Raw genomic sequence first — 21,278 nt, forward strand, 5'->3', positions numbered from 1 at the left:
CCTCGGGACGCCCACGATCTCGCGGAGGAACCGTGCCCAACACCAACAATGTCGCCATCCTCAGCGCAATTGCCGACCCCGGCGACGTATGCGCGCTGAGCCCGATACGGCATCGCCGCCGCAGCAGTATCGTGACAGCTGCGCTTGCCCTTGCCGTCGATGGCTACGACGCCGTGGCACTGCGGGTGGTCGCGGATCGAGCCGGAGTCGCCACTGGCACCGTTTATCAGTACTTTTCGTCCAAAGATGATCTGCTGATGGCGTGCTTTCACCGCTGGATAGTCACGAGCGAACTCGCGTTCCATCACGAAATGGCGCTCGTTGCCGACCCGGCCGCGCGATTGCATCGCGTCGTTCACCGCATGACCGAATCACTTTGTGCCGCAGGCGCATTTGCCGATGCCGTGTCTCGCGCCTACCTGTGTGCCGATCAGGCAGCCAATGCCAACGCCGAGCGGGCTCGCGATGCGCTCAGTCGGGTCTTTGCCGACATCGACAATTCGGATGGAACACCGAGGTCACCGCGTGACGTCAGTAGTCTGTTTGCCGACTGCTGGGTGATGAACGTCCTTTCGGTTGTCCACGGTCGAGTCACCGTCGAGGAACTACATCGACGGTTGACCCGCACCGCGTCGGTCTTGATGGTCAGCACTGCGGCTGCGAGCGAGAGCGCCCGCCGCGGCGGCTGACTCTATGTTGTGGCGGCGGCCTCTTGTTCGCGTTTGATCTCCAGGGCGATGTCGATGAGTTGGTCTTCCTGGCCGCCGATCAGTTTGCGTTGCCCGGCGCGGTGCAACAACTGATGCGCCGGCACACCGTAGCGCTCGGACTGGCGGATGGCGTGCTTGAGGAAACTGGAATACACCCCCGAATACCCCATGATCAGCGCGTTACGGTCCAACAGGCATTCCGCGGGCATCGCCGGGGCCACGACCTCTTCGGCGGCATCGGCGATCTCGAAGAAATCGATACCGGTCTTCACCCCGATCTTGTCGAACACCCCGATCATCGCCTCCACCGGCGCATTACCCGCACCAGCACCGAACCGGCGGGTACTGCCGTCGATCTGCTTGGCCCCCGCACGCACCGCCTCGATGCTGTTGGCCACCCCCAGGCCGAGATTCTCGTGCCCGTGAAAACCGACCTGGGCGTCATCACCGAGCTCGGCGACCAGCGCGGCCACCCGATCAGCGACCTGGTCGAGCACCAACGCACCCGCCGAATCCACCACATACACGCACTGACAACCCGCATCGGCCATGATCCGAGCCTGCGCGGCCAGCTTCTCCGGGGAGATGGTGTGACTCATCATCAAAAACCCGACCGTCTCCAACCCGAGCTCGCGGGCCAACCCGAAATGCTGGATCGACACATCGGCCTCGGTGCAATGCGTGGCGATCCGGCAGATCTCACCACCATTGTTCTGCGCCTCCTTGATGTCCTCCTTGGTGCCCACACCGGGCAGCATCAAAAAGGCGATCTTGGCGTCCTTGGCCGTCTGCGCCGCGAGCTTGATCAGTTCCTGCTCAGGAGTTTTCGAGAACCCGTAGTTGAAGCTCGATCCACCCAACCCATCACCATGGGTCACCTCGATGACCGGCACCCCCGCCGCATCCAGCGCCGCGACGATCGAGCGCACCTCATCGGTGCTGAACTGGTGGCGCTTGTGATGAGACCCGTCACGCAACGACGTGTCGGTCATCCGGACATCCCACACCGGGTTGAAGAAGATCTCGCCTGTGCCGCTCATGCCTGCACCCCTGTCCCTGCTGAAACTCGTTCGCGGGCGATTTCCTCGCCCACCTTGGTCGCCGCCGCGGTCATGATGTCCAGATTGCCGGCATAGGGCGGCAGGTAATCCCCGGCGCCCTCCACCTCGACGAACGTGGTGACCAGGTGGTTGCCGCCGTTGAACACCGTCGGCTCGTCGAACTGCGGCTCATTGAGCAGCCGGTAGCCGGGCACGTAGGTCTGCACCTCGGCCACGACCTCCTTGATCGACGCGGTGATCGCGTCATGATCGGCGTCCTCGGGGATCGCGCAGAAAATGGTGTCGCGCATGATCATCGGCGGATCCGCCGGGTTCAAGATGATGATCGCCTTACCCGAGCGCGCCCCACCGATATCGCGCACACCCGCACTGGTGGTCTTGGTGAACTCATCGATATTGGCCCGCGTCCCCGGACCCGCCGAAGCACTCGACACCGATGCCACGATCTCGGCATAGGACACATCCACCACCCGAGACACCGCATACACCATCGGGATGGTCGCCTGCCCACCACAGGTCACCATGTTCACATTCGGCGCATCCAGATGCGCCCGCAGATTCGCCGGCGGAATCACCCCCGGCCCCACCGCCGCAGGCGTCAGATCGATCGCGGTGATCCCCGCCTCGGCATACCGCGGCGCGGCATCACGATGCACATAAGCACTGGTCGCCTCGAACACGATATCGGGACGCTCGGACTGGCCCAGCAGCCAATCCACCCCCTCATGGGAGGTCTCCAACCCAAGCTTGCGGGCACGGGCCAGACCCTCAGACGCCGGATCGATCCCGATCATCCAACGCGGCTCCAGCCACTCCGAACGCAACAACTTGTACAGCAGATCGGTGCTGATATTGCCCGACCCCACAATCGCAACACTCAACTTCTCAGCCATATGCGGCTCCTATTCGAAAGAAAGACGAACCGAACCGAACCGGGCGACCCGTCTCGGCACTGCCTCGCGAGACGACCGTCGACACCGATCGGGCGGCGTTCACATCATTCTGCTTCGCTGCGCACACAGGTAAACCGCCACGTCCACTCAACGGAAGTCGGATCATTCACACGACAGCGGGTTGCGCATGCCCACATGCCGATGTCGTCGGGTATCCCGCTCGTTGGCACCGCCAGTACCTTTCCGGACGCCATCGTGTGGAATCGCGGTATGACTGTCGATTACCGCGAAACCCAACGTGAAGTCCGCACTCCCTCCGGCGTGCTGCGCTACCACGAGGCCGGAGACGGTCCCCCGCTGCTGCTGTTGCACGGTTCGGGACCCGGCGTCACGGGGTGGCGCAACTACCGCGGCAACCTTGCCGTCTTCGCAGAGCACTTCCGCTGTCTGGTACTCGAGTTCCCCGGCTTCGGTGTCAGCGATGACTTCGGAGGTCACCCGATGATCGACGCGCAGTCATCGGTGGTGCAGTTCGCCGATGCACTGGACCTGGAACGGGTTGACATCATCGGCAATTCGATGGGTGGCGGTGTCGGGATCAACTTCGCCATCAACCACCCCGACCGGATCTCCAAGCTGGTGACCATCGGCGGCATCGGCACCAATATCTTCACCCCAGGCCCGAGTGAGGGGATTCGACTGCTCCAGGAGTTCACCGAGGACCCTACCCGGCAGCGCCTCGTGGACTGGCTGAACTCGATGGTGTACGACCCGGCTCTGGTCACCGAGGAACTCATCGAGGAACGCTATGCCCTGGCCACGGATCCCCCGACCCTGGAGGCGGCGCGGCGCATGTACGGCAAGTCGGCGTTCGCCGCGATGATGGCGATGATGCGCAGCGCCGATTTCCCGATGCCGTGGGCCGTCATGCACAAGGTGGCCGCGCCGACCCTGCTGACCTGGGGGCGCGATGACAGGGTCAGCCCGCTGGACATGGCGTTGATACCCCTGCGCACCATTCCCAATGCCGAGTTCCACGTGTTTCCCAACTGCGGACACTGGGTCATGATCGAAGCCAAGGAGGCGTTCGAACGAACGGCGCTGTCATTCCTGACCGAGGTCAGCGCCTAGACCTGGCGTGTGAGAGAAAACGCAGCGCATAACGTGGCAGGCTCCTGGTCGGCAGCGCGGCCGGCCAGGAGTCCGGTCGGAAGTAGGCGTCCGAGCCGCCGTCGACGAAAATCACGCTGCCACAAAGGAAATCAGCAGAAGCGGAAAGCATGAACAGCATCCAGTCGGCCAGGTGACCGGGATCGCCGTAACCGCCGACCGGGACCGGAAAAGCCTTGATCGCCTTGGCTTCAGTCGGATCGGCGAGTTGTTCGGCCAGCAGTGGGGTCATGACGGCCCCGGGCGCGATGGCGTTGAGACGGATTCCCGCACCGGCCCACGCGCCGGTCACGGCCTGCCTGCGCACCCATCGCGCCACCGCAATTTTGGATGCCGCATAGATCATCGCGGCCGAGTGCTTGCCGAACAAGCGCACCGCCCGCAGCGCCTTGTCGGCGTCGCCTGCGGCGAACGCGCGCACGGCCCGACGCGGCACCAACGGTGTCGTGGTGGTCGAGTTGCTCGCGACCACGACCACCTTGGCGGTGCCGACACGCGCCAGGGCCGGCCTCAGCGCGGTCAGCAACTCCACCACACCGAAGTAGTTCACCTGGGCGATCAGTCGCTGGCGACCCGGTATCGGCCCCAGTCCGGCGGCCAGCACGGCACCGTCGAGAACGCCGCCGCAGCGTTCCAGCACCGCATCAGCCGCGGCGCACCTCCCTGCGGGAGTCGACAGATCGGCGATGACATCGGCGTCCTTGAGATCGACCCCGATCACGGAATGGCCTGCCGCCATCAACTTCTCGGTCACCGCGCGGCCCATCCCGGAGGCCGAACCTGTCACCGCGTAGGTGCGCACGAGACACTCCTCCGGTCTGCGTGGCACCCGCGGGTGCAGGCGCCGTTGACGGGGTGGCGCACGGTCCTAGGATGCCTTGACCAGATTGAAGCCCTTGTAGCCGGCGTTCGCCACTTCTGCGCAGATACCGAGGTAGGTCGCGAAGCCCCCGATGAAGAGCATGAAAACTCTCGGCTTGCCCGGCACGTTTGCGCCCATGTACCACGAGTTGGCTTGCGGGAACAGCGTCGCCGCGGCACGCTGATTGCATTCGGCGATCCAGTTGTCCACGGCATCGGCAGTGGCCTCGATGGCCGTATAACCGTGCGAGTCCAGGTAGGCGATCGCATCCGAGATCCAGTTGATGTGAGCCTCGGCGTGCAGCACCATGTTCGCCAGCACTGCGGGAGCACCGGGTCCCGAGACCATGAAGAGGTTCGGGAATCCGTCAACACCCAAACCCAGGTACGTCCGGGGTCCGGCTGCCCAGTCGTCCACCAGTCGCTCACCGTCGCGACCCACGATCTCGATCTTCGCCAGGGTTCCGGTCATCGCATCGAACCCCGTCGCGAGCACCAGCGCGTCGATGTCGTAGTGACGTTCTGAGGTGGCGATGCCGGTTTCGTCGATGGTTTCTATCGGCGAGGCACGGACGCTGATCAATTCCACGTTGGACCGATTGAAGGTCTCGAAGTAGTCGGTGTCCGTGCAGATTCGCTTTGTCCCGATGGGGTGGTCGTTCGGGATGAGCAGGTCGGCGACCGCGGGATCGTCGATGACGGCACGAATCTTGCCCTCGTAGAACTTGCGCGCCTCCTCGTTGGCTTCGAGGTTGATCATCTGGTCGCTGAACGTCTTGGAGAACAGCACGCCACCGAGCTCCCACCGCCTCTCGAAGGCCGCTCGACGCTCCTGCGGCGTGGCTTCCATGGTGAGTTTCGGGTGCGCGACGTGCGGTGATCCGCCACCGCTTCGCCAGGACTTGCGGCGCCGCTCGTCGTAGGTGGCCTTCGCCTCGGCGATCTCGTCGGTGGTAAGCGGTCGATTCCCGGCCGGGACACTGTAATTCGGTGTGCGCTGAAATACGTAAAGCTGCGATGCCTGCTCGGCGATCAGGGGAATCGACTGGACGCCTGAAGATCCGGTCCCGATGACCGCGACTCGCTTACCGGTGAAATCCACGCCCTCGTGCGGCCAGTGCGCGGTGTGATAGGTCGCACCGGCGAAGGTATCCAGGCCGGGGATGTCGGGCGTGAGCGCCGAGGACAGCGGCCCGGTCGCCATCACGACGAAGCGGGCCGTGATCACCTCACCGGTGTCGGTACGCACCGTCCACCGCAGGGTGTCCTCGTCGAGGACAGTGGAGACGACGCGCGTATCGAAGGTGATACCCGATCGAAGATCGAGACGGTCGGCGACCCATTTGATGTACTCGAGAATCTCGCGCTGGGTGGCGTACTTCTCGGTCCACGTCCACTCCTGTTGGAGCTCATCGGAGAACGAGTAGCAGTAGTCGAGGCTCTCCACATCGCATCGGGCACCGGGGTACCGATTGAAGTACCAGGTGCCGCCCACCTCGGGGGCAGCTTCGAAGACACGGACGGTCAGGCCCTGACCGCGGAACTTGTGCAGCGCGTACAGCCCGCCGAAGCCGGCGCCCACCACAACGACATCGACAGGATCTGGGGACGAGGTACTCACGAGCCAGAACGTATTGCGCGGGCACTCGGCGCGCCGCGGCGTTTCCCGGTCACCGGGCATCGGGATTTCATCCCAACCACCGGTGACCGCAGGTCCGCATCGCGGCCGTGATGAACAGAATGTGCGCCATGACCGATGTCGACCCCGACACCCGTACCACCAGCGGAACCCGATCCGCACTGCTGACCGTCACCGAGATCATCGACGAGAGCCATGACGCGAAGTCACTGGTGTTCACCGTTCCCGACGAGCACCGGGACCGGTTCGACTACCGCCCGGGACAGTTCCTCACCCTGCGGATTCCGAGCGACCGCACCGGTTCGGTCGCTCGTTGCTACTCCCTGGCCAGTTCACCACACACCGATGACGCACCCAAAGTGACGGTGAAGCGGACGCTCGACGGCTACGGATCGAACTGGCTCTGTGACAACGCTTCCGTGGGCGACACCATCGAGGTGTTACCGCCCTCAGGGCTGTTCACGCCGAAGGACCTGGACTCCGATTTCCTGCTGTGGGCGGCGGGCAGTGGCATCACCCCGGTGATGTCGATCCTGAAGTCGGTGCTGGTGGCCGGCACCGGCCGGGTGGTCCTCTGTTATGCCAACCGCGACGAACGTTCGGTGATTTTCGCGGCCGAGCTCCGCGAACTGGCCGCGAAGTTCGCCGGCCGGCTGACCGTATTGCACTGGCTGGAGTCCATCCAGGGCCTGCCCACCCGAACCCAATTGGCCGGGTTCGCCCGGATGTTCACCGACTTCCAATCGTTCATCTGTGGGCCCGCACCGTTCATGGCGGTGGTCAAGGACTCTCTCACCGAGGTCGGCGTCCCCCGTGAGTGCATCCATCTGGAGGTGTTCCAGTCGCTGTCGGGTGATCCGTTCGACGAGACCCCGGTCGAAGACATGTCCCAAGCGGGCGAGGCGGCCGAGGCAGATATCTCGATCGACGGTGAGGTGCACTCGCTGCGCTGGCCGATGGCCCACAAATTGGTGGATGTCATGCTGGCAGCCGGAATCGACGTCCCGTTCTCCTGCCGCGAGGGCAACTGTGGGTCTTGTGCGGCAACGCTGGTGGACGGCGAAGTAGACCTGGGCAACACCGCGATCCTGGAAGAGGAGGACATCGCCGACGGCTTGTTCCTGGCCTGTCAGGCGTGCCCGCTCTCGGCCAAGGTGATCGTCGAGTTCTGATCCCGAATCCGCGGCAGGATTCCGGTCCGCTCAACGGGACGAGGCCGGCGATGCGGCCCCCACCACGTCCACCATCAAGGGTATGACGAAAAGGGTGATCGACAGCGTCGCCGAGCATGCAGATCAGCTCCGCGAACAAGCCGCCGAAGCGGAGAAGATCGGCAAACTGACCGACGACACGGTCAAGACGATGAAGAAGATCGGCAGTATCCGGCTGCTGCAGCCGAAACTGCATGGGGGCCTTGAGGTTCACCCGCGCGAGTTCGCCGAGACGGTCATGGCCACGGCCGCTTTGGACCCCTCGGCGGGATGGATCAACGGCGTGGTCGGCGTGCATCCCTACCAGCTGGCCTACGCCGACCCGCGCGTCGGCACCGAGGTCTGGGCCGACGATGTCGATACCTGGGTCGCGTCGCCGTACGCCCCACAGGGTGTCGCGGTGCCGGTCGACGGCGGCTACCTCTTCAATGGCCGTTGGCAGTTCAGCTCGGGCACCGACCACTGCGACTGGATCTTCCTGGGTGCGATGATCGGCGACAGCGACGGTAAGCCGCTGATGCCCCCGCAGATGCTGCATATGATCCTGCCGCGCAAGGATTACGAGATCGTCGAAGACTCCTGGGACGTCGTGGGGCTGCGGGGCACCGGTTCCAAGGATGTCATCGTCAAAGATGCGTTCGTGCCGGCCTACCGCACCATGGACGCGATGAAGGTGATGGACGGCACCGCACAGCGCGAAGCCGGGATGACCGAGACGCTGTACCTGATGCCGTGGTCGACGATGTTCCCGCTGGGCATCTCCTCTGCCACCATCGGCATCGCCGAGGGTGCGCTCGCCGCGGCGCTCGACTACCAGCGCCAGCGCGTCAATTCCAGCGGGGTGGCCATCAAGGATGACCCCTACGTCATGTACGCCATCGGTGAGGCCGCTGCGGATATCAACGCTGCGCGCCAGGAACTGCTTGCCAACGCCGACCGCATCTACGACATGGTCGACGCCGGCAAGGAGGTGTCGTTCGAGGACCGCGCCGCCGGGCGGCGCACCCAGGTCCGTGCGGTCTGGCGAGCTGTGTCAGCGGTCGACGAGTTGTTCGCCCGGTGTGGCGGCAACGCGACCCGCATGGACAAGCCGTTGCAGCGCTACTGGCGCGACGTTCACGTCGGCCAGGCGCACGCCATTCACGTGCCGAGCACCGTGTATCACGCGTCGGCGCTGAGCTCACTCGGAGTGGACCCGCAGGGCCCGCTGCGGGCAATGATCTAGGAGGAAACCTCATGAGCCTCGTCAAGAGCCTGGGCTACGTCACGATCCAGGCCACCGATATCGAACGCTGGCGTCACTTCGCTTTCGGAGTGCTCGGTTTCGCCGAGGGGTCCGGCCCCGATCACGATGCCCTGTATCTGCGCATCGACGAACGCGCGGCACGCATCATCGTCACGCCCGGCGACACCGACAAGATCGTCACGGTCGGATGGGAAGTGCGCGATCATGGCGCCCTCGACGGGATCAGGCGTGCGTTGGAGACCGCAGGCGTGCCCTACAAGGACCTCTCGCTGACCGAGGCGGACGCACGCCGGGTGGAGGAGGTGATCGCCTTCGAAGATCCGGCCGGGACCTCGCTGGAGGTCTTCCACGGCCCGGTGCTCGATCACAGTCCGGTCGTCACGCCGTTCGGGGCGAAGTTCGTCACCGGGGCGCAGGGCCTGGGTCACGTGGTGCTTCCGGCACTGGATGTCAACGGGCTCTTCGAGTTCTACACCGAGGTGCTGGGCTTCCTGTCCCGCGGTGCGTTCCGGGTACCGGTCCCACCGGAGTTCGGGCCGGTGCGGGTGCGCTTTCTCGGCATCAACGAACGCCACCACAGCCTGGCGTTGTGCCCGGCCGCCACTCTGCGCGATCCAGGCGTGATCCACTTGATGGTCGAGGTCGACACGCTGGACGCGGTCGGACAGGCCCTCGATCGGGTCAACAGGGACGGGTTCCAGCTGTCGTCCACCCTGGGTAGGCACACCAACGACAAGATGGTCTCGTTCTATGTGCGCGCTCCCGGCGACTGGGACATCGAGTTCGGCACCGAAGGCATGCGGGTCGACGAAAGCCACTACACGGCAGAGGAAATCACCGCCGACAGCTACTGGGGACACCAGTGGGTCGACGACCTGCCGGCCGCGATGCGCCCATGACCGCCGACGTGAGCCCGGTCGCGGAATCCGAGATCACCGGTTGGGACCACGAAGCCGACGTGGTCATCGCCGGGTACGGTGTGGCGGGCGCGGCCGCGGCCGTGGAGGCTGCGCGGGCCGACGCCGAGGTGTTGGTGTTGGAGCGCACCGGCTCCTGGGGTGGAGCCGCCGCAATGGCCGGTGGATTCATCTACCTCGGTGGCGGTACGGCTCTGCAGAAGGCCTGTGGTTTCGACGATTCGGTCGACAACATGGCGGCATTCCTCAATGCGGCGATGGGACCCGGTGCCGATGGGGCCCGGATCGCCGATTACTGCGCGGGCAGCGTCGCGCACTATGACTGGCTGGTCGGATGCGGGGTGCCCTTCAAGGCCGAGTTCTTCGGCGAGCCCGGTTGGGAGCCCATGGGCGACCAGGGTCTCATGTATTCCGGCGGCGAGAATGCGTTCCCGTTCAACACCATTGCCACTCCGGCGCCACGCGGGCACATCCCGCAGATGTCCGATAAGAAGCAGGGTGAACTCAGCGCCGGCTTCATGTTGATGAAGCCGTTGGTCGACACGGCGACGGAGGCCGGGGCCCGAGCCTTGTACGACGTTCGCGCACAACGCCTCGTCGTCGCATCCGACGGCCGGGTCGTCGGGGTGGTCGCACGTCGGTACGGCGATGACATCGCCATCCGGGCTCGCCGGGGCGTGGTGCTGGCGACAGGCAGTTTCGCGTACAACGATGCGATGGTGGCGCAGTATGCACCGCGCATCGCCGGGCGGCCCGCGGCGTCGATCGAACAGCACGACGGGCGCGCGATCCAGATGGCTCAGGCGCTGGGCGCCGATCTCGCCCACATGGACGCCACCGAGGTCGCCATCTACGCCGACCCCCAGCAGCTGGTGCGCGGCATCCTGGTCAATGGTCGCGGGCAACGCTACGTGGCCGAGGACACCTACCCGGGACGCATCGGCCAGCTCACCCTCTACCACCAGGACAACACGGCATACCTGATCATCGACGGGGATGCCCAGGAAGAGGCGATGGCCTCGCTGTCCCCCCAGCTCATGCTGCGGCCGCCGACGTGGGTCGCCGATACCGTCGCCGATCTGGAGACACAGATCGGCGTTGCCCCCGGCGCCCTGCAGGCCACGGTCGCGGCCTACAACGAGGGTGCGGCCCGCGGCGTGGACCCGCTGCTGCACAAGAAAGCCCAGTGGTTGAGGCCGATCGGCTCGCCGCTCGGCGCGATCGATCTGAGCGACAGCACCGGAGGGTTCACGCTCGGAGGGCTGGCCACCACCCTCGACGGCGAGGTCCTCCACGTCAGCGGCACACCCATTCCCGGGTTGTTCGCGGCGGGCCGCTGCTCAGCCGGTCTCGCGGCGTGGGGTTACGCCAGCGGCGTCTCCCTGGGTGACGGCAGTTTCTACGGGCGCCGCGCCGGGGGCCGTGCCGCTCGCGGCTGACACCCACCCCGAGTTCCGGTACTCGCGTGCCGCGCCAGATACATCTCTCGACCTCAAGCCGGGTCGCGCCGTTGCGCGCCCGGCTTTGGGCGTCCCCGGAAGCTGTGAATCTCACAGAGTCATGTGACAGCAGCCACACTGATGTGGTAGTTCTATATGCGCAATAGGCATATGCCTATTAGGAATATAGAACGTACGGAGGATCCGATGACCGTGACGATCGACAGCCCCGCACCGCCCGCCGACAAGGCAACTGCTGAGACGCCCAGTGCCGTCATCGACCGGGTGTCGCTGGTGTTGGATGCGTTCGACGGTCCCGGGCGCCTCACCCTCGCGCAGATCGTCCGCCGCACCGGTCTTCCCCGGTCCTCCGCCCACCGGATGCTGGAACGCCTGGTCCAGCTGCGCTGGCTTCGCCGCAGCGGCCGTGACTATGAATTGGGGATGCGGCTCATCGAACTGGGCTCGCTGGCCGTCCATCAGGACCGGCTCCACAAGGCAGCGATCCCGATGCTGCACGAGCTGCATGCAGCCACCGGCCTGGTCGTGCATCTGGCAGTCCTCGAGGGATCCGATGTCGTGTACATGGAAAAGGTCGGCAACCGGCTGGCTGCCGCCATCCCGACCCGGGTGGGTGGTCGCCAGCCTGCGCACTGCGCCGCGGTCGGCAAAGCCATGCTGGCCTTCGCCGAGAACCAGACCAACGACGAACAGCACACGACGCCCTTGTCGCGGCGAACCAAATACTCGATCTCGACACCCGCTCAGCTGCGCAGCGAACTGCTGAAGGTCCAAGCACACGGCATTGCGTTCGACCGCGAAGAATCGCTGCCCGGCTTCGGGTGTGTGGCCGCGCCCATCGGGGAGCCCGGTGAAGCGGTCGCCGCCGTGTCGGTGTGTGGGCCGATGGGCCAGATGAAGTTCGACCAGCAACTGGTCGCACCCGTGCGGATGGCGGCCATGGGGATCTGGCGCGCCGTCGAAGGCGGCCCGCAGCGAGTGGCACCGACGCTGCAACAGATGCGTCCGCTGCGCGGTGGCCCGGTCGCCCATCCGGCCCGCCGCACGTCCGGCCTGCTGCCGGCATGAGCCTCGACCCTCAGATCGCCGCCATCATCGAGACACTCGACGCCGGTTTCCCGCCGGTGCAGACGATGACCGGCGAACAGGCGCGTGCCGCCATTCGTTCGCGCTTCGTCCCCGCGACCAACCCCGAAAGGGTCGCTTCGGTGCGGGATCTGAGATCTCCGGCCCGGGCGGCCCGGTGTCGCTACGGATCTACCGTCCCGAATCCACGACTACCGGAGAAGCCATTCCCACCTTGGTCTACGCCCATGGCGGAGGCTGGGTGTTCTGTGATCTGGACAGCCATGACGGACTTTGTCGTGCATTCGCCAACAGCATGTCTGCCGTGGTCGTCTCGGTGCACTACCGCCGGGCCTCGGAGGAAGGGCAGTGGCCGGCCGCGGCCGAGGACATGTATGCCGCCACGGCGTGGGTCGCCGGCCACATCAACGAGGTGGGCGGCGATCCTGCTGCGGTGATCGTCGGCGGTGACAGCGCCGGAGGCAATTTGGCCGCCGTCACGGCGTTGATGGCGCGCGACCGCAACGGGCCGGCACTGGCCGGCCAGGTGCTGCTCTACCCCGTGATCGCGGCGGACTTCGACACCGAGTCGTATCGGTTGTTCGGTGCGGGGTTCTACAATCCGGTCGCCGCGCTGCAATGGTATTGGGATCAGTACGTGCCTGCCGTCACCGACCGGACAAACCCCTATGCCTCACCGCTTTCGGCCGAGAATCTGTCCGGTTTGCCGCCGGCGATCACGGTGGTGGCCGGTCACGATCCGCTGCGCGATGAGGGTCTCGCCTACGCCGAAGCACTGGAGTCCGCCGGGGTCCCCACGGTGTGCCGATATTTCGAGGGCGGCGTGCACGGCTTCATGACCATGCCCGCCTTCGATATCTGTCAGCGGGCACGCGAACGCGTCAGCGCGGACGTCGTGGCACTCCTCGGTCGGACCGTCACGATCTGACGTCGCTCCTGGCGGGCAGTTCCATCGGTTCGGCCGCTCCGTAGCGCTGCTCGGTGTCCAGCACGCAATGCGTGCGCGCGAAGACGGTCACCATGCACTTGTTGTTGTGGTTGCATCGGCTCCGCACCCCTGCGTCGGCCATCATCTTGTTGACCAGATCCGGTTCACGAAGCAGCGCCCGCCCCATCGCGACGAACTCGAAACCCTCTCGCATCCCGGTCTCGACGTGATCGCGGTTGGTGATCCCGCCGAGCAGGATCAGCTTGGTGTTCTTCATGATCGGCACGAACTGCCGCGCCGCAGAAAGCATGTACAGATCCTCGTAGGGATAGCTACCCATCACACGTTTGCCCAGGACGCGCACCCCCGGACGCATCATCGGCGGCATCACCTTCGCGAACTCGCGCACCGGCACATCCCCGCGGAACAGGTACATCGGACGGTAGACCGAGGATCCCTGCGTCAGTTCGATGGCGTCGAGGGTGGCATCGGCGTCCAGAAGCGCCACGGTGCGCAGGGCCTCATCGATCCAGATGCTGCCCGGCAACCCGTCATCCATATCCAGCTTGGCGACCACCGCGATGCGGCGCCCGACCACCTCCCGCACCCGCTGGGCGATCTCACGCACCAATCGCGACCGGCCGTCGATATCACCGCCGTACTCGTCCTTGCGACGGTTGATCAACGGGCTGAGAAACGAACTGGGCAGATACAAATGGCCGAAATGTAGTTCGACGGCATCGAAGCCGGCTGCCACGGCGACCTGAGCCGCATCACCGAAATGATCGATCACGGCCGCGATCTCGTCACGACGAATCTCGCGGCAATAGGCGAACGAGGTCGGATTGACGAATCGGCTCGGCGCGACCGCAGTGACACCCGTGAGTTTCTTCGGCGCGACGACACCGGCGTGGCCGAGCTGTGCGGAGATCCCCGCGCCCGCGCCGTGCACGGCATCGGTGAGCGCACGCAAGCCGGGAAGTGCATCGCTGTTCATCACAATCTGTCCCGGAGCGCTGGCGCCCTCGGGCGAGACGCAGCAGTAGGCGACCGTGGTCATCCCGACGCCGCCCTCGGCGAAGATCCGGTGGAAATCGAGGAGGTCCTGGGTGACCCGACCGTCCGGCGAGCGGCCCTCTGAGGTGGCGGCTTTGACGATCCTGTTCCGGAGCTGAACGGGACCCAATTGGGCGGGGCTGAAAGGATCCGGGCTGAGAGCAACCATCAGCACACCGTCGGCCCCACATCAGGCCGCGTCAACAGTGGTCTCCCGATGGTCGGGATCGAGGGCGTGAGCGCGAAGACCAATCCCTACTCTCACGTGCATGCCAAACGGTGAGGTTTTCGTCATCGATCGGGTGGTCACCAAACCTGGACGCGCTCGTGAGTTCATCGACGCCTATGTGGCCGACTATGTCCCGGGTGCTCGCGCGCGTGGCATGTCACTGCGCAATATTCTTGTCTCACCCCCGATCTGGTATGCCTCTGAGTCCAACACCGTCACCATCACCTGGTCGCTTCCCAGCCCGCAGGCCTGGTGGGAGATGACATGGAAGGGCAGGCCGGACCCTGGGCTTGGTGCATGGTGGGACGAACTCGACGAACTGATCATCGAACGTGACCGCAGCGCTGCCGCCGCATACGACGACGTGGAGAGGCTCTGCGATGTTTAACGTCACCCGCCTCATCGACGTCCCCGAGAGCGAACGCGAGCGTCTGCGACTCGTCCTGGAGCGCATCGCGCAGAACAGCCCCGCCGTCCGACATGTGGTGTCCCCGACCTTGGCGGGCAGCCGAAACGGTGGAGATATGCTGTTCCACATGCGATTCCGTGACCGCGATGAGTGGATGACAGTCGCCGCCGACGTCGACGCCGCGCTGGCCGACCCGGCGATCACCCGAATCAACGGGGTCAACTACCGCGGCCGCCCCTCCGTGATCGCCGACCGTCCCGCCGGGACCGTGTACCGCACCCTGCTGCTGCGCGCAGCGTCAGACATCGAACCCGAGGTGCTGTTGCGCTTCGAAGCCGATCTGAAACGGCTACCGGGACACGTCTCCACGATCAGCGCCTGGCAATTGAGTCGACCCGATCAGGTCGTCGGCACCTCGGCATGGACCCATGTCTTCGAACAGGAGTTCAGCGATGCCGACGGCATCATGGGCGCCTATTTGATGCACCCGATCCACTGGGCCGTCGTCGACCAGTGGTTCGACCCTGAATGCCCCAAAGTCATTGTCCGCGAACGTGTTTGCCACAGTTTCTGTGCGGACCCCGGCCAGGTGCTGCGCTGAGGCGGTCGCGGTTACACGCCGAGCGCGAGGATGTTCGGGTTGGTGTTCGCCGGAGGTTGCAACGGCGGTAGCGTCACCTTCCCGTCCAGACTGTGCACGGTCAGCTTCTGCGCCCACGGGTAGTGCAAGCTGAACGTGATCAGCCCGGTGCGTTCATGGGCAGGCAGATGGCACATCGCCAGCACCGTCTCGGCCAGGTACTCGACCGGCTCGGTCGGGAAGGTGTCAGGGATGAGGCTCGCCGCACCGGGTGTACGAACAGCGCTGGAGGGCCCGACGACGTTGACGGCGATATTCGCATCCAGAAGTTCGGCAGCCACTCCCTGGGTAAACCTGTGCAGTGCAGCCTTCATGGATGCATAGACCACATCGCCGGAGCTTTTGTTGTACTCGCGGTAGGGCCGCACCGGCGGCAGGCCGGTCACCGAACCGATGTTGACGATCCACCCCGCGCCCTGGCGTCGCATGTGCGGCACCGCCCGCTGGGTCAGCACAAACGGGGTTCGCACATAGTGCTCGATGGTGCGATCGAATGTGTCCATCGGCATGTCCTCGACGATCGAATAGTCGGCGTAGCCGGCGTTGTTGACGAGAATGTCGAGCCGCCCGGTGCGCTCCACCACCCGATCGACCAGATCGGCGCGCTGCTGGGTGTTCTCGAGATCACACGCAACGCCGAATGCCGTGCCGCCAGCCGCTTCGATCAGCTCGATCGTCTCGCCGATGGTGCCCGGGAGTTCGGCGTCCCGGCCCGCCCGCGTAGACACCGACGGTTGATAGGACCTCGCTGTGACCGCCACCGTCGCCCCCTCGGCAGCGAGCCGTTGCGCCACCGCGCGGCCGATGCCACGGCTGCTGCCGGTGACCAAAGCTGTTTTACCGCTGAGAATTCCGCTCACTGGAGACTGAGGTCCTCTTCCTTCGGCACGCGGTGGCTCTGCCACACCTCGATCAACCGGAATGGGAACGCCGTCACGATACGGCCACCGGAGCGGTAATAGGTGTGTGCCGTTGGCGTGTGACACCACACCGTCTTCTGCATCGCCTCGTCGATCTGTTGGACGTACTCGGCGAACGCCGCCGGCGTCACCTCGAGCGTCTTGGCCTTGCGCTCCGCCATCAACTGCAGGCATTCCATCACATAGTGCACCATCACCTCGACGCCGAAATTATGGCCGCCACCGTGCCCGGGGCTGTAGTTGGGAGCCGAGGAAATGAACAGGTTGGGGAAGCCGGGTACCAGCCCCCCGCGGTACGCGCTGGGGCTCTCGCCCCACACCTCGGCGAGTTTGACACCATTGCGGCCCTCGATATCCACCGTGGAGAGAAAGTCGAGGTGATATCCGGTGGCATAGATGATGACGTCGAGATCGATCTGGCGTCCGTCCTGGGTGACGATGCCACGCTCGTTGACGCCGGCCGGCTCGCTGGCCTCGACGTCGACATGTTCGCGCGCCAGCGCTGCGTAGTAGCCGCCCGGATCCCGAATGATGCGCTTGCCGTACGGGGCGAAGTCGGGCGTGACCTTCTCTGCCAGCTCGGTACCCGCACCGAAGACACGGTCGATGTAGTCGAGGCACATCTGCATCAGCGCGTCATTGGCCGGCGAGATCGACAGGTGTTCGGCGGCCCACTGCGGATCCCGCACGATGACGGGATAGTTGTTGTCCCCCGCCCCCCAGAAGGACTTCAGCCTGTTCCAGTTGGCGTAGAACGGGACATGGGCATTGAGCCAACGGCGGTGCGCGGGCACATCGTCGTTCAGCCGCTTACGCGGAGCCACCCAGTGTGGCTGACGTTGAAACACCGTGAGGTGCTCCACCTCGTCCACCGATGCGTCGACAATCTGCACGGCGGTACATCCGGCGCCGATGATCGCGACTCTCTTTCCCCGAAGCGACAGTTCGGGATCCCACTCAGCGGAATGAACGCTCACCCCGCCGAAGTTCTCTCGACCAGGCAGATCGGGCCAGCGCGGCCGGTTGAGGTAACCGGCCGCCGGCACCACCACATTGGCGTAGGACACGTCCCGGGTGCCATCGGCGGCGACGGTCCGAACCTCCCACATCGCGCGGCTCTCGTCCCACCGTAGTTCCTCGACCTCGGTGGTGAACCGCGCGTGCTCCCGCAGGGCGTTCTTGTCGGCAACCGACTCCAGATAGCGCTGGTATTCCGCGCCCTGCGGGTAGTAGCTCGACCAGGCACCGTTGATGTCACGGGACAGCGAGTAGTACGCCGACGGGGTATCGACACCGATGCCCGGGTAGACGGTCGTGTACCAGGTGCCACCGACCTCGTCGTTACGATCGATGATCTCGTAATCGATACCGGCCGCTGAGCACTCCAAGGCGAGCGCCATGCCCGCGATCCCGGCACCGATGATCACCACCTTGAACCCCTGCGGGAGGTTGGCCGTGCGGGGCAGTATCGGCTGGGAAGGGTGAAAACCACCCTGCTCCAGCAGCATCCCGATGTACTCGGCGCCCACCGCGGCACCCAGCGCCAGCGGCGCGATGCGCGCGAACAGGCCGGGATCGTCGGACGCCAGCGCGTCAGGCGAGCGAGGCACTTCCATCGCTGTCAGAACGGCGTCGACCAGCGTCTCGAGCGTGTCGGGGTCGGTGCTACCCACCTGCTCGGGGGGATCGGGTGTGAAGGAGATTCTGGCCGCGAACCGATCCACGACATCCGAGTCTCCGGTCAGCTGAGCCAGTACCGCCACCAGGATTCCGGGGTCGGCCCTACGCAGGTGGTCCCGCATTTCCCCGGGGTCCACTGATTTCTCGTCAGCTCCCACCGTCACAGCGATCGTCATCGATCCTCCTTGATTCCGAACCCGAGTATGCGATCCCGGTGACGAATCCGACGGGCCGCTTTCTACTGAGCGGGACGCGACCCGATCGGGCGTGCGAATCCGCACATACAGTCCGACCATGAATGATCTGGACGCCGTCCTCGCCTCGGCAAGAAGCCACGCGCTCGGCGATATTCCGCGTCGGTCGGCGCGCAGAGAGCCCGACAAGACCGCAATCATCGACGGTGAGGTGAACCTGACGTTCGCCGAGTTCGAGCACCTCGTCGATCGCACCACAGCGGCACTGAGCGACAACGGATTCGGGGTCGGTGACCGGGTGGCCGTGCTGGCGCACAACTGTTGGCAGTACGCCGTCCTCGCGTTCGCGACTGCACGCGCCGGGGTCGTCCTCGTGCCGATCAATTACATGCTCACCGCCGAAGAGATCTCCTACATTCTCGGGCACAGCCAGGTGACCGGCTTCGTGGTCGAGGCGGGCCTCGTTCCCACCGCGGAGGCGGCCATGCAGCGCGCCGGAAAGGTCACGACGAAGGCCACGTTCGTGGAGCCCGGTCAGACTCCCCCTGCCGGCTGGGCCGATTTCGGCCGGTGGCTGCTCACCACCTCGGTGGCGCCCGCCCCGCGCGTCGCTGATGACCAGCTGATCCGACTGATGTACACCAGCGGAACCGAATCGAATCCCAAGGGCGCCAGGCACTCGACCCGAAGCCTGATGGGCAACTACATCAGCTCGATCATCGCCGGCTCGATGGAGGGCAGCGATATCGAGATCCATTCATTGCCGCTCTACCACTGCGCACAACTCGACAACTTCCTGATCACCGACATCTACCTCGGTGCGACCAGCGTCATCTTGCCAAGAGCAGACCCCGAACTGGTGCTGCGCAGCATCGAACAGCACGGCGTGACGAATTACTTTGCCCCGCCCACGGTGTGGATCTCGCTGTTGCGTTCGCCGGTATTCGACCAGGTGGACCTGTCCAGCCTGCGCAAGGGGTACTACGGGGCCTCGGCGATGCCGATCGAGATACTGGCCGAAATGCGCGAGCGGCTCCCCAACCTCAGGTTGTGGAACTTCTATGGCCAAACCGAGATGGGCCCGTTGGCGTCGGCGCTGGGGCCCGACGAACAGGACGCACACGCCGGCTCGGCCGGACGACCGGTGATCAATGTGGAGACGGCGGTCATCGACGATGACAATGCCGAAGTCGCTTGCGGTGTCGTCGGAGAGATCGCCCACCGCAGCCCGCATCTGATGCTCGGCTACCTCGACGATGACACCAAGACCGCCGAATCCTTCCGCGGCGGCTGGTTCCATTCCGGAGACCTGGGCTACTACGACGAGCACGGGCTGCTGCATGTCGTCGACCGCAAGAAGGACATGATCAAGACCGGTGGCGAGAACGTCGCCAGCAGGGAGGTCGAAGAGGTCATCTACCGCCACCCCGGGGTCGAAGAGGTCGCGGTATTCGGTCTTCCGCATCCCGTGTGGGTGGAAGCGGTGGTCGCCGCCGTGGTCGCACGCGACGGTCGACAGCTCTCCGAGGCGGAAGTGGTGAGTCACTGCAGGACGCACCTGGCCGGTTTCAAGACACCCAAGCAGGTGTTCTTCGTGGACTCGCTACCGAAGAATCCCAGCGGAAAGCTCCTCAAACGCGTATTGCGGGACACGTTCAGCCCTTCGATGGCGGTATCCGACTGATAGCTCAATGTGATTCGGCCCTCTTCGGGTGATGACCGCTGGGCGGGAAGCACAGAACAGCCGGCATCGGCACGGCACTAGCGTGCGCAGAGACGTCGGCGGCGCGCGCTCCTGAGAGCGGACCGCGCGTTCGACCGCCAACGAGCGAGAGGATTTCAGCCCCGTGACTTCAGCCCCGTTCAAGGGCCGCATCGCCCGTTTCGACGAGCCCGGCAAGCCGTTCGAGATCCAGACGGTCACCCTGTCTGACATCGGTCCAGGCGAGATCCTGATCAAGGTCACCCGCGCCAACATCTGCGGTTCCGACGTCCACGCCTGGCACGGCACCTTCGCGACCCGCGGGCTGGGTGGGCATCTGCCGACCGTGCTCGGACATGAGATGGTCGGGACGATCGCCGCCATGGGCACCGGCGTGACCTCCGATTCCGACAACAAGGCGCTCGATATCGGTTCCCGGGTGGTGTTCCCGTACTTCTTCTGCTGCCATACCTGCCGTAACTGCCTGGCCGGCCGTCGAAATGCGTGTGTGAACCTCAAGATGGCGATGCTCGGTCGCGCCGACGAGCCCCCCTATTTCGTCGGCGGTTATGCCGACTTTTTCGTGCTGCCTGCCGGCGCCGTGCTGTACACGGTCCCCGATGCGGTATCCGACGATGTTGCCGCCGGCGCCAACTGCGCTCTGTCCCAGGTGATGTATGGACTGGAACGGGTGAACCAGCAGCTCGGCGAGTACGTCGTGGTCCAAGGTGCCGGCGCTCTGGGGCTGTACGCCGTCGCGGTGGCCAAGGCCCGTGGCGCCGCCAAAGTCATCGCCATCGACGGGGTCCGCGAGCGCCTCGAGTTGGCGACCGCTTTCGGAGCCGATGCCGTCATCGACATCACCGAGGTCACCACCGAAAAGGAGCGCGCCAAGATCGTCCGCACGCTGACCGACGGGCAGGGCGCCGACGTCGTGGTGGAGGTCGTCGGGCATCCCTCGGCGATCGACGAGGGCCTCAAACTGCTGGGCCAGTTCGGGCGCTACGTCGAGATCGGCAACATCAACATCGGCAGGACTTTCGAATTCGATCCATCCCGGTTTGTCTTCTCCAACAAGACCATGGTCGGCGTCTCGCTCTATGACCCCGCTGTGCTCTCGCGTGCGCTGGCATTCCTGGAGCAATATCAGGACCGGCTCCCCTTCGACCGGCTCGCCTCGGCCAGCTATCCACTGAGTGACATTAACGATGCCTTCGCCGCCGCCGAAGGCAGGCGTGACGTCCGCACGAGCATCGTCCCCTGACC

Annotated in this window: 18 protein-coding genes and 1 pseudogene; 12 read left to right on the forward strand and 7 right to left on the reverse strand. The window is 65.0% G+C overall.

Going from position 1 to position 21,278, the window contains the following annotated elements:
• The first annotated feature begins 32 nt into the window (after positions 1 to 32).
• Entirely contained in the window at positions 33 to 689 is a 657-nt protein-coding gene (locus tag C6A86_RS15295; protein WP_158263220.1) for a TetR/AcrR family transcriptional regulator, read from the forward strand.
• A gap of 2 nt (positions 690 to 691) precedes the next feature.
• On the opposite strand, the gene dmpG is transcribed toward C6A86_RS15295, so the two are convergent.
• Both dmpG and C6A86_RS15305 read right to left on the reverse strand, forming a co-directional pair.
• Entirely contained in the window at positions 692 to 1,750 is a 1,059-nt protein-coding gene (gene dmpG / locus C6A86_RS15300) for a 4-hydroxy-2-oxovalerate aldolase (RefSeq protein WP_311100730.1), read from the reverse strand.
• Positions 1,747 to 2,664 carry an acetaldehyde dehydrogenase (acetylating) gene (locus C6A86_RS15305; protein WP_168143194.1) on the reverse strand — a complete coding sequence of 306 codons (918 nt, stop codon included), beginning with the start codon at positions 2,662 to 2,664 and terminating at the stop codon, positions 1,747 to 1,749. The genes dmpG and C6A86_RS15305 overlap by 4 nt, the downstream gene beginning before the upstream one ends.
• A gap of 270 nt (positions 2,665 to 2,934) precedes the next feature.
• On the opposite strand from C6A86_RS15305, the gene C6A86_RS15310 reads away from it, so the two are divergent.
• Positions 2,935 to 3,795 (forward strand): alpha/beta fold hydrolase, encoded by an 861-nt coding sequence (locus C6A86_RS15310; protein ID WP_105363560.1) that lies wholly within the window; start codon positions 2,935 to 2,937, stop codon positions 3,793 to 3,795.
• Here C6A86_RS15310 and C6A86_RS15315 read toward each other — a convergent pair.
• Both C6A86_RS15315 and C6A86_RS15320 read right to left on the reverse strand, forming a co-directional pair.
• The gene (locus C6A86_RS15315) at positions 3,785 to 4,600 is read right to left on the reverse strand and encodes an SDR family oxidoreductase (RefSeq protein ID WP_396835328.1); all 816 of its coding nucleotides are present in this window, start codon (positions 4,598 to 4,600) and stop codon (positions 3,785 to 3,787) included. The two genes, C6A86_RS15310 and C6A86_RS15315, sit on opposite strands and share 11 nt — an antisense overlap.
• A gap of 102 nt (positions 4,601 to 4,702) precedes the next feature.
• Entirely contained in the window at positions 4,703 to 6,277 is a 1,575-nt protein-coding gene (locus C6A86_RS15320; protein ID WP_233213017.1) for an NAD(P)/FAD-dependent oxidoreductase, read from the reverse strand.
• Positions 6,278 to 6,444: 167 nt separating this feature from the next.
• Here C6A86_RS15320 and C6A86_RS15325 point away from each other — a divergent pair, with 167 nt between their 5' ends.
• The 6 genes and pseudogenes from C6A86_RS15325 to C6A86_RS15350 all read left to right on the forward strand — a co-directional run bounded on the left by C6A86_RS15325 (position 6,445) and on the right by C6A86_RS15350 (position 13,182).
• Positions 6,445 to 7,506 carry a ferredoxin--NADP reductase gene (locus C6A86_RS15325; RefSeq protein ID WP_105363544.1) on the forward strand — a complete coding sequence of 354 codons (1,062 nt, stop codon included), beginning with the start codon at positions 6,445 to 6,447 and terminating at the stop codon, positions 7,504 to 7,506.
• A gap of 82 nt (positions 7,507 to 7,588) precedes the next feature.
• The gene (locus C6A86_RS15330; RefSeq protein WP_105363545.1) at positions 7,589 to 8,770 is read left to right on the forward strand and encodes an acyl-CoA dehydrogenase family protein; all 1,182 of its coding nucleotides are present in this window, start codon (positions 7,589 to 7,591) and stop codon (positions 8,768 to 8,770) included.
• 11 nt (positions 8,771 to 8,781) lie between these two features.
• Positions 8,782 to 9,690, forward strand: a complete 909-nt coding sequence (gene bphC, locus C6A86_RS15335; protein WP_105363546.1) for a biphenyl-2,3-diol 1,2-dioxygenase — start codon at positions 8,782 to 8,784, stop codon at positions 9,688 to 9,690.
• On the forward strand, positions 9,687 to 11,147 hold the full coding sequence (locus C6A86_RS15340) for an FAD-dependent oxidoreductase (protein ID WP_105363547.1): 1,461 nt from the start codon (positions 9,687 to 9,689) through the stop codon (positions 11,145 to 11,147). Before bphC ends, C6A86_RS15340 begins: the two co-directional genes overlap by 4 nt.
• A gap of 207 nt (positions 11,148 to 11,354) precedes the next feature.
• Positions 11,355 to 12,236, forward strand: a complete 882-nt coding sequence (locus tag C6A86_RS15345; protein WP_105363548.1) for an IclR family transcriptional regulator — start codon at positions 11,355 to 11,357, stop codon at positions 12,234 to 12,236.
• A pseudogene (locus C6A86_RS15350) lies at positions 12,233 to 13,182 on the forward strand (alpha/beta hydrolase). The gene C6A86_RS15345 and the pseudogene C6A86_RS15350 overlap by 4 nt, the downstream one beginning before the upstream one ends.
• On the opposite strand, the gene C6A86_RS15355 reads toward C6A86_RS15350, so the two are convergent.
• A complete protein-coding gene (locus tag C6A86_RS15355; protein WP_105363561.1) occupies positions 13,172 to 14,407 on the reverse strand; it encodes an NADH:flavin oxidoreductase in 1,236 nt (411 codons plus the stop codon). The pseudogene C6A86_RS15350 and the gene C6A86_RS15355 sit on opposite strands and share 11 nt — an antisense overlap.
• 100 nt (positions 14,408 to 14,507) lie before the next feature.
• Between C6A86_RS15355 and C6A86_RS15360 the strand changes: the two genes are divergently transcribed.
• Both C6A86_RS15360 and C6A86_RS15365 read left to right on the forward strand, forming a co-directional pair.
• A complete protein-coding gene (locus C6A86_RS15360) occupies positions 14,508 to 14,855 on the forward strand; it encodes a hypothetical protein (protein ID WP_105363550.1) in 348 nt (115 codons plus the stop codon).
• Positions 14,848 to 15,477 carry a Dabb family protein gene (locus tag C6A86_RS15365; RefSeq protein WP_105363551.1) on the forward strand — a complete coding sequence of 210 codons (630 nt, stop codon included), beginning with the start codon at positions 14,848 to 14,850 and terminating at the stop codon, positions 15,475 to 15,477. Before C6A86_RS15360 ends, C6A86_RS15365 begins: the two co-directional genes overlap by 8 nt.
• An 11-nt stretch (positions 15,478 to 15,488) precedes the next feature.
• Here the strand turns inward: C6A86_RS15365 and C6A86_RS15370 are convergent, their stop codons facing one another.
• Both C6A86_RS15370 and C6A86_RS15375 read right to left on the reverse strand, forming a co-directional pair.
• Entirely contained in the window at positions 15,489 to 16,376 is an 888-nt protein-coding gene (locus C6A86_RS15370) for an SDR family NAD(P)-dependent oxidoreductase (protein ID WP_105363552.1), read from the reverse strand.
• Entirely contained in the window at positions 16,373 to 18,292 is a 1,920-nt protein-coding gene (locus C6A86_RS15375) for an NAD(P)/FAD-dependent oxidoreductase (protein ID WP_105363553.1), read from the reverse strand. The genes C6A86_RS15370 and C6A86_RS15375 overlap by 4 nt, the downstream gene beginning before the upstream one ends.
• A 118-nt stretch (positions 18,293 to 18,410) precedes the next feature.
• Here C6A86_RS15375 and C6A86_RS15380 point away from each other — a divergent pair, with 118 nt between their 5' ends.
• Positions 18,411 to 19,994 (forward strand): acyl-CoA synthetase, encoded by a 1,584-nt coding sequence (locus C6A86_RS15380; RefSeq protein ID WP_105363554.1) that lies wholly within the window; start codon positions 18,411 to 18,413, stop codon positions 19,992 to 19,994.
• Between the two features lie 163 nt (positions 19,995 to 20,157).
• Positions 20,158 to 21,276, forward strand: coding sequence for a zinc-binding dehydrogenase (locus tag C6A86_RS15385; RefSeq protein WP_105363555.1), 1,119 nt, complete (start codon positions 20,158 to 20,160; stop codon positions 21,274 to 21,276).
• Positions 21,277 to 21,278: the final 2 nt, after the last annotated feature.

This window comes from Mycobacterium sp. ITM-2016-00316 (assembly GCF_002968335.2).
GTDB lineage: Bacteria > Actinomycetota > Actinomycetes > Mycobacteriales > Mycobacteriaceae > Mycobacterium.